The sequence below is a fragment of the Weissella halotolerans DSM 20190 genome (assembly GCF_000420365.1).
GTDB lineage: Bacteria > Bacillota > Bacilli > Lactobacillales > Lactobacillaceae > Weissella > Weissella halotolerans.
The window spans coordinates 462,450-475,389 of record NZ_ATUU01000001.1 but is presented as its reverse complement, the minus strand read 5'-3'; the positions used below and the strand labels follow the sequence as shown (position 1 = coordinate 475,389).

Genomic DNA, 12,940 nt, shown 5'->3' with positions numbered 1-12,940 from the left:
AGTTGTGATGAGAGAGGATGCATATGCACAGGCCGGCGTTAACATAGAGGCTGGTAACCAAGCAGTCGAGGCCATGCAAACTGCTGTAGAAGCAACCTATTCGAGTGAGGTAGTAGCTGGCTTGGGTGGCTTTGGGGCAGCCTTTGCCCTCCCAAAAGGCTATCAGGAGCCAGTCTTGGTAAGTAGTGCAGATGGGGTTGGTACCAAATTGCTCCTAGCCATTGCTTCTGATCAACATGCTACAATCGGTCAGGATTTAGTAGCTATGGTGACCAATGATCTCTTGGCTCAGGGGGCGACACCGTTATTTTTATTAGATTACTTAGGTCTTGACAAAATGCGCCCCCAGACGGTTGCCACCATTGTAGCTGGGATTGCTAAAGCGGCTAAACAGGTGGGTGCAGCATTAATTGGTGGAGAATCAGCTGAATTGCCAGGGTTATACGCTAACCACCACTATGATTTAGCGGCCTTTGGGGTCGGAATAGTTGAACGCGGAGCGATGTTAACCCCCGCTAATGCGCAGGCAGGGGATATCTTAATTGGCTTACCGTCATCTGGCTTGCATGCCAATGGTTATTCCCTGGTACGTCAAATTTTAGGCCTAAAGACCCGGACCGATTTTCAGGGCTTAACGACTAGTGAACAGGTCACCTTACTAAGGCCAACTATCTTGTATGGTCCACAGGTAGGGCCGTTATTGGACAAACACTTGCTGGCAAGTATCGCCAATATCACCGGTGGTGGTTTGTTGGAAAATTTACCTCGGGCTTATGGGAGCCAGTTAAAGGCTGAGTTGAACTGGGATACATGGCCAATCCCGCCAATCTTTCAACGATTGCAAGCGCGAGGCCAGCTTAGCCAAACGGATATGTTGCGGACCTTTAACAATGGGCTGGGAATGATTTTGGTGGTGCATCCCCAAAACCTAGCAGCGGTTAAACAAGATTTAGCCAAAGCAGCATATCCGTTTTATGAACTGGGTGCAATAACAGCACGTCAGCAACAAGAACCGTCAGTTGTGTTTAAAGGGAGGGCACCATGGCCGAATTAGAGTGCGCCCGTTTGGCAGTGATGGCTTCTGGTCGGGGAAGTAATTTTGCAGCCTTACAAGCAGCTATTTTAAATGAAGCGTTACCCGCAAAAATTGTCCGGGTAATAGTCGATCAAAAGGAAGCCGCTGTAATTGAAAAAGCGAAGGCCGCTGGCATTCCAGTGACCTTAGTTGACTACCATGCTTTTGCTAGTCGGACGCAAGCAGAAAGCATTATATTAGACCGGTTAGCTAGCGACCGCATAGATGGGATTTTGCTAGCCGGATATATGCGTATTTTAAGTGCCCATTTTGTGGCCACTTATCCAAATAGGATTATTAATATTCATCCAGCCTTATTGCCAAGTTTTCCTGGACGGCATGGGATTGAGGATGCCTTTCATTATGGCGTTAAAGTAACCGGGGTAACAATCCACTATGTTACGGCGGGAGTGGATTCAGGACAAATCATTGCCCAAGTGCCGGTGAAAATTGAAGATGGGATGAGTCTAGCAGCATTAGCTGTTAGCATTCACGAGGTTGAGCATGTGGTATACCCACAAACATTAAAGCACTTATTGAAAGAAGGGGTATTTAATTAATGGCACGAGCATTATTGAGCGTTTCTGACAAACAAGGCCTAGTTCCATTTGCGGGACAACTGGTTGCTTTAGGTTATGAGTTGATTTCAACTGGGGGAACCTTCCAGGTCTTACGCAAGGCCGGTCTGCCAGTTACACAAGTAGAAGAGCTGACTGGCTTTCCTGAATTGTTAGACGGACGGGTAAAAACGCTTCATCCCAAAATTCATGCTGGCCTGTTAGCTAGACGCGACCTTCCTGCTCACATGGCCCAGCTAGCTGAACAAGGGATTAGCCCGATTGACTTGGTGGTGGTTAACCTTTATCCATTCAAAGCAACCATTCAACAATCAGGAGTTACAACTGAAGAAGCGATTGAACAGATTGATATTGGTGGGCCTTCCCTTCTACGTGCCGCAGCTAAAAATGCAGCCTTTGTCCTGCCCATTGTTGACCCTAAGGACTATCATTTTGTTATTCAGGCCTTACAAAATGACAAGGTTGATCAGACTTTACGACAACGACTAGCAGCAAAGGTTTTTCGATATACAGCTGCCTATGATGCCTTAATTGCTGATTATTTATCAGGTACACGCTTTACAGAAAAAATGACACCTACCTATGATTTAGTCGAAACCTTGCGATATGGCGAAAATCCACAGCAGGCTGCCGCTGCATATCAAACTGGATTAGCAGAAGACTATTCGATTCTGGCTGCCAAACGACTACATGGTAAACAACTGTCCTATAACAATATTCGCGATGGCGACGCCGCCCTACGGATTATCGCAGAATTTACAGTGCCGACAGTTGTCACAGTTAAACATATGAATCCAGCTGGGGTAGGTCAAGGCCAAACAATTGAGGAAGCCTGGGATCGGGCTTATCTGGCGGACGATATTTCGATTTTTGGCGGGATTGTAGCCTTGAATCGACCAGTTGATTTAGCAACGGCTAAAAAAATGCACCAACTTTTCTTAGAAATCATTATTGCACCATCCTTTACGGATGAAGCCTATGCTGAATTAGCTAAGAAAAAGAATCTACGCCTTTTGACCCTCCCCTTTAGGCATGATATTCCGCAAACAGTAGAAATTACCTCAGTCTTGGGTGGAGCAGTCATGCAAGAGCGTGATTTACACGAGGACAGGGTCGAGGACTTGCAGGTCGTGTCGGAAAAGCAACCCACTGCTGAACAAATCGCCGCTTTATTATTTGCCCAAACAGTGGTTAAATACGTTAAATCAAACGCGATTGTTGTTGCCAGGGCTGGTCAAACCTTGGGGATTGGAGCCGGTCAGCCAAACCGGATTGATTCAGTCAAGTTAGCAATTGATCATGCTCAACATAAAGCAGGCTACCAAGAAGCTGTTCTAGGATCGGACGCCTTTTTCCCAATGGCTGATTCAGTTCAATATGCAGCTGAACATGGGATTACGGCAATTATTGAGCCAGGTGGGTCAATTCGCGATCAGGAATCAATCGATAAGGCGAATGAACTTGGCATTGTGTTGGTCTTTTCTGGTCACCGGCATTTTAAGCATTAAGCGAGGGTAGTTAAATGGCAACAGTGTTGATTATTGGTAGTGGAGCCCGGGAACATGCCTTGGCGCAAACCTTTGCTCAGAGTGATCAAGTTAAGCAAATCTATGTGGCACCTGGTAATCCAGGGATGAAGGATGCTAAAATTAAATTAGTGGATATTGCGACCAGCGACCAGACTGCCCTAGCGACTTTTGCTATACACCATGTAATCGATTTAACAGTGGTTGGAGCTGAAGGGCCACTGGTAGATGGCATTGTTGATACTTTTCAAGCCCAGGGCTTAACTATTTTTGGACCTAATAAGGCGGCAGCGCAGTTAGAAGGGTCAAAAACGTTTATGAAGCGGCTTGTTTTAGACCATCAGATTCCAACCGCCCGTGCATTGACGGTAGACACAGTCACAAAAGCCCAGGCAGCAGTGAAAGCGTTGGGCTGGCCCATCGTCATTAAGCAGGATGGCTTGGCTGCTGGTAAAGGGGTGCGCATTCTTGAGGATGCAGTCAGCAGTGAGCGTGTTATTCAAGCAATTTATCAGGCGAATCCAACTGCTCGTTTGGTGATAGAGGAGTATTTGGAGGGCCGCGAGTTTTCAATCTTTTCTTTGGTTGGTAAACGGCAGGTTATTCATACTCCAGTAGCCCAGGACCATAAACGCCGTTTTGAAGGTGGTCAAGGGCCCAATACTGGTGGAATGGGGGCTTATAGTCCAGTCCCTTTTGCTAGCCCGGAGCTGGTTGAAGAGGCCATTAATCAATTAGTTACGCCCTTGCTAGACGCGATGGCGGCAACGGGCTGCCCGTATCAAGGAATACTGTATACGGGGGTGATGTTGACAACTGAGGGCCCTAAGGTTATCGAATATAATGTCCGCTTTGGCGATCCCGAAGCCCAGGTCGTGTTACCTCAACTAAGAAGTGACCTGTATATCCTTATCCAAGATTTGCTGGCTGGCCGACCAGTAACACCACGCTGGCAAACAGAACAGACCTACATAGGGGTAGTGCTGGTCAATCCCGACTATCCCACAGCGACTACGCGCGCTTACATGGTACCGGGTTTTTCAGCTAAGTTGCGGGTTAACTACGGCGGGGTCACGACCAATGCCGGCCAGCTAGTCAGTCAAGGGGGACGGGTCGTAACGGTTATAACTGCAGCAACTAAATTAGCGGAAGCCCAGGCTAAAATATATCGGCTGTTAGCTGATCAACCTACAGATTTAGCTTATCGACGTGATATTGGTCAGCAAGGCTTAGCTGAGTAGGGTGAAGGAACGTTTTAAAGGATAGAGGACAGTAAGATGAAGATAGATATTGAGATAGCGCAAGCAGCCGAAGTATGGCCGATTGAACGTATTGCCCAAGCAGCTGGTTTGCAAGAGAGTGAATGGGAGCCGTATGGACGAGATAAAGCTAAGGTAAGCTTGGCTAAAGAACGTAGTCAGACAGAACGTGGTAAGTTAATTTTAGTAACGTCAATTAACCCGACTACTGCCGGTGAGGGTAAATCCACGGTGGCGGTTGGATTAGCAGATGCCATTCAAGCAACTGGTAAAAAGACCATGTTAGCCTTACGGGAACCATCGATGGGCCCAGTTTTAGGCATGAAAGGTGGGGCTACCGGTGGTGGTTATGCACAGGTTTTGCCGATGGCCGATATTAATCTGCATTTTACCGGAGACTTTCACGCAATCACCAGTGCCCAGAATAGTTTAGCGGCCTTGATTGATAATAGTATTTATCAGGGGAATCCCTTGCATTTAGATCCACGGCGACTGCTCTGGCCTAGAGTGATGGATGTTAATGATCGCACGCTACGGCACATGGTGCTTGGACTCGGGGGCCCAACTAGCGGCGTTCCCCATGAAGGACAGTTTGATATTACGGCAGCTTCAGAATTAATGGCCATTTTAACATTGGCCCGTGATTTGGAAGATATGAAAGCCAGGATTAAGCGCATTGTTGTTGGCTATACCTATGATAAAGAACCGGTGACTGTGGCTGAACTGGGGGTTGGTGGCGCTATTGCAACCCTTTTGAAGGATGCGATTAAGCCTAATCTAGTGCAAACAATCAATCATACGCCAACCCTGATTCATGGCGGCCCTTTTGCCAATATTGCCCAGGGGACAAATTCAGTTCAAGCAACTGAAGCGGCCTTACGCTTGGCTGATTATGTTGTGACGGAAGCTGGGTTTGGGGCTGACTTAGGTGGTGAAAAGTTTTTGGATGTCAAAGCACCAATTCTGGGTAAAACTCCTGATACCATTGTTATCGTGGCAACGGTCCGTGCGTTAAAACTACATGGTGGGGTGGCTGAAAAGCAGTTAGATCAACCTGATTTGCCAGCGCTAGAACGCGGGCTAGCCAATTTAGGTCAACATATTAAGAGTATGCAACGGTATGGGGTACCCCTAGTGGTGGCTATTAATCATTTCACCAGTGACACTGCAGAAGAAATTGAGGCCATCAAAGCCTACGCCAGTGCTAAAGGGGTACCCGCAGTGCCAGCAGATGTTTGGGCGGCCGGGGGTGCAGGAGCTAAAGCTTTGGCTGCTGAGGTGGTTGCAGCGACGAAACGACCAGGTAGGTTTGTGCCGCTTTATCAACCCGATGATGATTTGACGACTAAGTTAACGAAAATTGTACGTGACATATATGGTGGCCAAGGAATTGAATTATCAACGAAGGCCAAGCGCCAGCTAAAGACCTTTAAGCAGTATGGTTGGGATCAATTACCGGTTATTGTGGCTAAGACCCAGTACTCGCTATCGGACCAACCTAAGGCGCTAGGCGCTCCAACCGATTTCACCATCCATGTGCGTGAATTTGTACCGAAGTTGGGCGCTGGTTTTATGGTTGCCTTAACAGGATCAATTATGACCATGCCTGGACTGCCTAAGGTTCCAGCAGCAAAACAAATTGATATTGATAATCAAGGTCATATTTCAGGCTTATTTTAAGCCGGAGATAGGGGAAATGAGAAAAGCCAATCGGTCTTTGCTGACCGATTGGTTTTTTAATGTATAATATTCATTTTATTGTATAAAAATTCAATTAAAAGGACGATATTGCCCTTTTGGGTAAAAAAGATTGCACGAATATGCAAAAACTGCTATGCTAGTCACACTTACTTAAAAATGAGGTGAAACAAATGACCATATTAACCCTTGAAAAACTGCATAAGGAATATCAGGACCGGGTAATTTTAGAGTCAATTTCAGCTAAGGTCACTGCCGGTGATGTTATTGCGATTTTGGGTGCTTCCGGTGCGGGAAAATCAACCTTATTAAGAGAACTTAACATGTTGGAACGACCAACAAGTGGGCATGTTATTTTTGAAGGGCAGTACCTAGAAGCGTTAAAGGATAAAGAATTGGATCAGGTACGCCAAGATATTGGGATGGTCTTTCAAAGTTTTAATCTCTTTCCAAATATGACAGTAATCGATAATATTACCTTGGCTCTGGTGAAGTTAAAGGGGCAAGCCAAAGGGCAGGCAGAAAAGACAGCTAATCAGTTATTAGCCAAGGTTGGCTTAAGCGACTTTGCAGGCGTGTACCCAGCCTCTTTGTCCGGCGGTCAAAAGCAGCGGGTAGCGATTGCAAGGGCCCTAGCGATGGAACCTAAGATTATGCTTTTTGATGAACCAACATCAGCGTTGGACCCGCAAATGGTTAAAGAGGTTCTAAAGACTATGCAAAGTTTAGCCGATGAAGGAATGACCATGTTAGTCGTGACCCATGAATTAGGATTTGCCCGTGAGGTAGCGAATAAGGTTTGGTTTATGGCAGACGGACAAATTGATATCTATCAACAGTCGGCTGACTTTTTTGAGCGACCACGTAGTCTTAAGGCCCAACAATTTTTGGCAACCATGATGTAAGGAGATCCGATTAAGATGAAATATTATCATAAATTGTTTGTAGCAATGGTGATGGCTTTGAGCCTGTGGATCGGATTGTGTGGCCAGATGTCCATTAGCCAGGCAGCACAAACAGATCCAGTGCTCACAAAAATTAAAAAAGACGGCAAACTAGTGGTAGGAACCTCTGCGGACTATGCCCCTTATGAGTTTCATACTACGGTTAACGGACAAGATAAAATTGTCGGCTTTGACATTCGAATTGCAAAAGAAATTGCTGATCAACTTGGTGTGAAATTAGTTGTCCAGGATATGAGTTTTGATGCCCTACTAGGCGGTGTAAAAACCGGTAAGTTGGATTTGGTGTTGGCAGGGATGTCAGAAACACCGGAACGGGCGCGTGAGGTTAATTTTTCAAAGGTGTATTATACCGATCCATCGGTTATTTTGACGAAAAAGGGGCAGGCTAACCCAATTAACGGTGTTCAGGACCTACCAAAGGTGACTTTAGGGGCACAGTTAACCACGGTCCAAGAGGATGCAGCCAAGGCGGTGGATCCCAAAAAGGTTGTCTCATTAAAAAAGATGCCGGACTTGCTGACACAGTTAAATCAAGGCAAGGTAGACGGACTGGTTGTTTCAAAAACGATTGCCGATACCTACATTGCACAAAATGATGCCTATCAAATTGCTCCGGTGACGTTACCGGCCGCATCGGCCTCTCCAGCTTCAATTGTGGTGCCAAAGAATGCACCAATATTACTGGATAAGGTAAATACGATTCTAGAGGAAAACGTCATGGGAAAGCCTTTGGCAAAGTGGCGGAAAACAGCTATTCGGCAGTCCTTAGCCAAGGAATCCTTTATTAAAAAGTATGGTCCCTTGTTTTGGAAGGGAACGGTCTATACAGTGGGGCTGGCGATAATTGGTGTTTTTGGTGGCATTATCTTAGGAACTCTTTTGGCTTTAATGAAACTTGCTTCCTTTCGGCCAGCTAAATGGTTAGCGATTAGTTATATTGAGGCCGTACGTGGCGTTCCCTTGCTAATTCAAGTTTTTATGGTCTATTTTGGTACACAACTGTTAGGATTAAACTTATCTAGTTTTGCGGCGGGGGCCATTGCGCTCTTCTTGAATTCAGCGGCCTATGTGGCTGAAATTATTCGTGCTGGTATTCAGTCTGTTGACGTTGGACAGACTGAGGCCGCTCGTTCACTTGGCTTTTCTAAATTTGAAACTATGCGTTATATCATCTTACCGCAAGCCATTAAAAATATCTTACCAGCCTTAGGTAATGAGTTTGTGACGGTAATCAAGGAAGGGTCTGTGGTGTCGGTGATTGGCGTTGGTGAACTAACCTTTCAGACAACGGTGGTGCAGGGGGCTTCCTTTAAGCCATTTGTTCCTCTTGTGATTACGGCAGCCATCTACTTTATCTTAACCTTTGGGATTAGCCGTTTGATGGGATATTTTGAAAAGAAATTGCATGTAACAGATTAGTGACGGCAGGCATCTTGATCAAGGTGCCTGTTTTTTTGCAGAATGGTTATGCTAAAATAGGAATACTATGAGAATAAAATGAGAAAGATTGAGGTAGGACGATGACAGCGTTAACGGGACAGACTTTACGGGCCAATCTAAAAGAACAGGCTTTATTAGAAGAAGCCATGGCACTGGCGGGATGGGATCAATTAACTGGGATGCCGCAAGCAAGTGGAGACTTCCGGGCCGAGTTACAAAGCTATTTAGCTAGCCGGTATTTAGCGGTTGCAACAGGGGAAGCGGCACAAGAGCTAAATAAGTATTTTGGTCAGCCAACGCATTTAGCAGAATTATCGACAGATGACCAGGCATTGTTTAAACGTTTTCAAAGTGATTACGTCCGTGACGCTAGTATTCCAAAGGCAGAATATGAAGCCTTTCAACGGTTAGCTTCTCAAGGACAAGATGCTTGGACGGCTGCCCGGCAGGCTGATGATTATCAACTTTATGCACCTGTATTGGCAAAGCTTATTCAAGCTAAACGACAATTTATTCGTTATTGGCGAAAAGATGAGGCAACGCCTTACGATGTGTTACTCAATCAATTTGAACCAGGTTTAACGGTTGATAAACTTGACCGTATTTTTGATCAGTTGAAGACGGGCATCGCAGACATACGGCAACAGTTAAAGGACGATGGGGTGGAACCAGACGCTAGTTTTTTACAGCGCACGGTAGCAGTAGACAAGCAGCGAGCCTATGTTTGGGAAGCCATTCAGCGCTTGGGGTATGATGCACAGAAGGGACGATTGGATGATACCATTCATCCCTTTATGCAAGATTTGAACCGTAACGATGCCCGGATTACCACGCGTTGGTCACCAAATGATTATCAAATGGCCATTTTGGGCGTGTACCATGAGGCTGGACATGGCCTTTTTGCACAAAATATCGATTCCAAGTGGGATTACACCCCCTTTAATAAGGGCATTGCGATGAGTATTCATGAATCACAATCCTTATTCAATGAGGTAATGATCGGCCGGTCAAAGGACTTTTGGACCAGTGAATTTCCACGGTTGCAGGCGGCTTGGCCTGCAGCCTTGGGGGATATTGAGTTAGAACAATTTTACCGTGGCTGGATGAAAACGGCTCCGACATTGATTCGGACTGAGGCAGATCCATTGACGTATCCCTTACATATTATTATTCGCTATGAAATTGAGAAGGCACTCTTTAATGATGATCTACCAGTCGCGGACCTAGAGAAACTATGGAATGATAAATATGAAGCCTACCTTGGCGTGCGGCCAGACTCAGCGTTGACAGGTATTTTACAGGACATTCACTGGGCCAGTGGTGATTTTGGCTACTTCCCTTCTTATGCCCTCGGGCATCTTTATGCAGCTCAGTTTTTACAGGCCATGGAGAAGGAGTTGCCGGTCAAGGACCTTTTGCAGGCGGGCAACTTAGCGCCTTTAATTGCTTGGCGGCGAGAGCATGTTTGGCAATATGGAGCTTCTAAGACGCCAGCTGAGATTTTACAGACAGCCACAGGCGAAAGTTTACAGCCAAGTTATTGGTTGAAACTGCAAACTGAGCGTTATGCCGATGTGTATCAACTTTAACTCTAGGTATTTACTTACTTTTTGTAAAGATATATAATAAAATATGTTCAATTAAGAAGATATATCAAGTTTGATAAGGAGAAAGTAAGATGGATACAGAGGCTTTTTTGGCGTTACAAGCGCAACGACGTTCAATTTATCACTTAGGAAAGCAGGTCAAGGTATCAGATGCTGACTTGATTAAGGCATTTAAAACTGCGATTAAACAAAGCCCAACTCCGTTTAATAATCAAACGACGCGAGCAGTTTTCGTTTTAGGCGCTGCCCATGATCGTCTGTGGGACATGATTATTGACCGGATGCGCCAGGTCGTGAATAATGATGAACAGTTTAATGCGACCACGCGACTTAAACTTGAGGGTTTTAAAAACGGTTATGGAACAGTGCTTCTGTATACCGATATGGCCGTAGTTAAACAATTTGAGGAACAATTTGCCTTTTATGCTGATAACTTTTATGATTGGTCAGAAGAAGCCTTAGGCATTGCAGCCTATTCAGTATGGATGACGGCGACGGCGGCGCATTTAGGTGGTAATTTACAACATTATAATCCAGTGATTGATAGTGACTTGCAAGCTGCCTATGATATTCCTGATAGCTGGCGTTTACGTGGCCAATTTGTCTTTGGCTCCATTGAAGAACCGGCGGGTGATAAGGACATGATGGATGATGATGTTCGCTTTATAACAGTTGAACCATAAGCTAACGCTAAGTGACCTGAGGATAACCAGGGTCACTTTTTTTAGTAGTTAGCGCAAAGAAATAGGCTATAATAAAGGTGTTTGACTAAAATAGGTGGGACAGGAGTAGGAAGATGACCTTTTATACGATTAAATCTTTGGGTGATAGTTATAACGTAACACAGATGGTGGGTTTATTATTGACAATTGGCTTTATAGTCGCCGTGGGTGTCATTATGACCCTCTACTACCGCCATCATCACGATAGTAAATACCGGGATATCGGTATTATGTTGGTCTTAGTGGTTCTTTTTTTGGTTGGTTTACAAATTCAACAATTTGATGGGCTTAAACGGCAACAATCACAACGCGGTCAGGTCGCACAGGTTTTAAGGAGCTTTGCTAAGGAAAAAGGAGTACCAGTTAGCCAGGTTTCGGTTAATACGACGCAAATGCAACCAACCATGATTGTTCGCAATGGTAGTCACTATTACCAACTGGACTTTGCGGGTGATAATCATACATATACTATGAAAACGACGTATTTAGTGCTGGCAAAATCAGACATTAAGGTTAAATAAGGGTAGGTGGGATGAATGGATAGTTATAGTATTGTCTTTCTTAAGCTAGCAGTTGGAATTATGGCCTTAGTAATTCAAATTAATATATTGGGCAAGGGAAATTTAGCACCCATTTCGGCTATGGACCAGATTCAAAATTATGTTCTTGGTGGTATTATCGGTGGCGTCTTATATAATGCCTCAGTTAGTGTTTTACAATTTGTCATGGTCTTGATTATTTGGACCTTTTTAGTGCTTTTGTTGAAATTTGTAAAGAATCATAACTATTTGGTTAAGGCGATTGTGGATGGAAAACCGATTGTCATCGTCCGTAGGGGTGAACTGCAAATGGATAATATTTTGCGGGCCGGTTTGAGTGCTAATGAATTAATGTTTAAGTTACGTTCAGCTGGAATCGATGAAATTCAAGCATTAAAGTTAGCGATTGTTGAACAAAATGGACAGCTAACTTTGACTAAATACGGAGAAGAAGATGTGAAGTATCCGCTGATCCAAGATGGGCAAATTAATTATGAACTCTTGGATCTTTTAGATCATGATGTCGCTTGGCTTGAAGAACAAGTTAGTAAGCAGTATAAAAATATTGCCATTGCAGATATTTACTTGGGGGAATTTATTCATGGTCATTTAGTGCTGCATCTTTATCATCCTGATGAAGCAAAACCGGTTGATAAGTAGCTAGACGAAGCGGCTGTTTCCCTGGCAAGCACGCTGATCCATTAAAAATGGATAAATGCGGTCTTTTGATAGGAGATTGATAGATGACAGAAAGTAATCCGGCTAATGCACCAGCTAAGATTAGCATTCGCCCTGTTCAAGAAGCGGATTTACAGCCCTTATTCGATATCCTTTATGGAGGCAAAGCGGATAGAGTTTGGATGCAGTTTAATGGCCCTTATTTTGATGATCCTATTTTAACCTGGCCTGCCTTTTATGAAAGATATAGGCAGACGTATTTAGGGAAACCTGACCGTGGCCAGGTGATTAAGGTTGATAAGCAGATTGTCGGTATGGTAACCGCTTATTTTACAGATGGTCATTTAGGTCATTGGCTGGAAGTTGGGCTGGTTATTGCTAAGCAAAGTAATTGGAGGCGAGGAATAGGCACACAAGCCCTGACTGCTTGGATAACCGGGCTTTTTACCTATTATCCCGAACTACCGCACATTGGATTGACAACCTGGTCGGGTAATCCAGCTATGCTGATGCTAGCTAAAAAGAGTGGGTTACTATGTGAAGGTCGTATTCGCCAAGTCCGTTATTGGCAAGGACAATATTATGATTCAGTCAAGTATGGAGTTTTACGGGCGGAATGGCGACCTAATTCAAAGTAAGGGCTGGAAATAGTTGACAATTAGTGAGTGACCACCTATCATGACAGTTAGTAGTGATACAGGCTCAACGTCAGAGAAACCGTGGTTGCTGAAAACGGGGCAGGCCTGTGTGATGAATTATTGATATTAAAATTAGCAGAAAAACACTAAGGGTAGGACTCTCTTTTGAGTGCTAAACAATGGGTGGTACCGCGGATAGCAACTAATTCGTCCCA

At 44.7% G+C, this 12,940-nt stretch carries 12 protein-coding genes; all 12 read left to right on the top strand.

Going from position 1 to position 12,940, the window contains the following annotated elements:
* Positions 1–4: 4 nt before the first annotated feature.
* Positions 5–1,054 (top strand): phosphoribosylformylglycinamidine cyclo-ligase, encoded by a 1,050-nt coding sequence (purM, locus tag G414_RS0102355; protein ID WP_155971908.1) that lies wholly within the window; start codon positions 5–7, stop codon positions 1,052–1,054.
* A complete protein-coding gene (purN, locus tag G414_RS0102350; protein WP_022791267.1) occupies positions 1,042–1,635 on the top strand; it encodes a phosphoribosylglycinamide formyltransferase in 594 nt (197 codons plus the stop codon). Before purM ends, purN begins: the two co-directional genes overlap by 13 nt.
* On the top strand, positions 1,635–3,161 hold the full coding sequence (purH, locus tag G414_RS0102345) for a bifunctional phosphoribosylaminoimidazolecarboxamide formyltransferase/IMP cyclohydrolase (protein ID WP_022791266.1): 1,527 nt from the start codon (positions 1,635–1,637) through the stop codon (positions 3,159–3,161). Before purN ends, purH begins: the two co-directional genes overlap by 1 nt.
* A gap of 14 nt (positions 3,162–3,175) precedes the next feature.
* Positions 3,176–4,420 (top strand): phosphoribosylamine--glycine ligase, encoded by a 1,245-nt coding sequence (purD, locus tag G414_RS0102340; RefSeq protein ID WP_022791265.1) that lies wholly within the window; start codon positions 3,176–3,178, stop codon positions 4,418–4,420.
* 36 nt (positions 4,421–4,456) lie between these two features.
* Positions 4,457–6,118, top strand: coding sequence for a formate--tetrahydrofolate ligase (locus G414_RS0102335; RefSeq protein WP_022791264.1), 1,662 nt, complete (start codon positions 4,457–4,459; stop codon positions 6,116–6,118).
* A gap of 191 nt (positions 6,119–6,309) precedes the next feature.
* Complete coding sequence (locus G414_RS0102330; RefSeq protein WP_022791263.1) at positions 6,310–7,041, top strand: amino acid ABC transporter ATP-binding protein; 732 nt, start codon at positions 6,310–6,312, stop codon at positions 7,039–7,041.
* A gap of 15 nt (positions 7,042–7,056) precedes the next feature.
* The gene (locus G414_RS0102325) at positions 7,057–8,520 is read left to right on the top strand and encodes an ABC transporter substrate-binding protein/permease (RefSeq protein ID WP_022791262.1); all 1,464 of its coding nucleotides are present in this window, start codon (positions 7,057–7,059) and stop codon (positions 8,518–8,520) included.
* A 101-nt stretch (positions 8,521–8,621) separates the two neighbouring features.
* Positions 8,622–10,130 carry a carboxypeptidase M32 gene (locus G414_RS0102320; RefSeq protein ID WP_022791261.1) on the top strand — a complete coding sequence of 503 codons (1,509 nt, stop codon included), beginning with the start codon at positions 8,622–8,624 and terminating at the stop codon, positions 10,128–10,130.
* A gap of 89 nt (positions 10,131–10,219) precedes the next feature.
* The gene (locus G414_RS0102315; protein WP_022791260.1) at positions 10,220–10,831 is read left to right on the top strand and encodes a nitroreductase family protein; all 612 of its coding nucleotides are present in this window, start codon (positions 10,220–10,222) and stop codon (positions 10,829–10,831) included.
* A gap of 113 nt (positions 10,832–10,944) precedes the next feature.
* Entirely contained in the window at positions 10,945–11,391 is a 447-nt protein-coding gene (locus G414_RS0102310; protein WP_022791259.1) for a DUF3290 family protein, read from the top strand.
* Between the two features lie 15 nt (positions 11,392–11,406).
* Complete coding sequence (locus G414_RS0102305; protein WP_022791258.1) at positions 11,407–12,069, top strand: DUF421 domain-containing protein; 663 nt, start codon at positions 11,407–11,409, stop codon at positions 12,067–12,069.
* An 83-nt stretch (positions 12,070–12,152) separates the two neighbouring features.
* The gene (locus G414_RS0102300; RefSeq protein ID WP_022791257.1) at positions 12,153–12,725 is read left to right on the top strand and encodes a GNAT family N-acetyltransferase; all 573 of its coding nucleotides are present in this window, start codon (positions 12,153–12,155) and stop codon (positions 12,723–12,725) included.
* Positions 12,726–12,940: the final 215 nt, after the last annotated feature.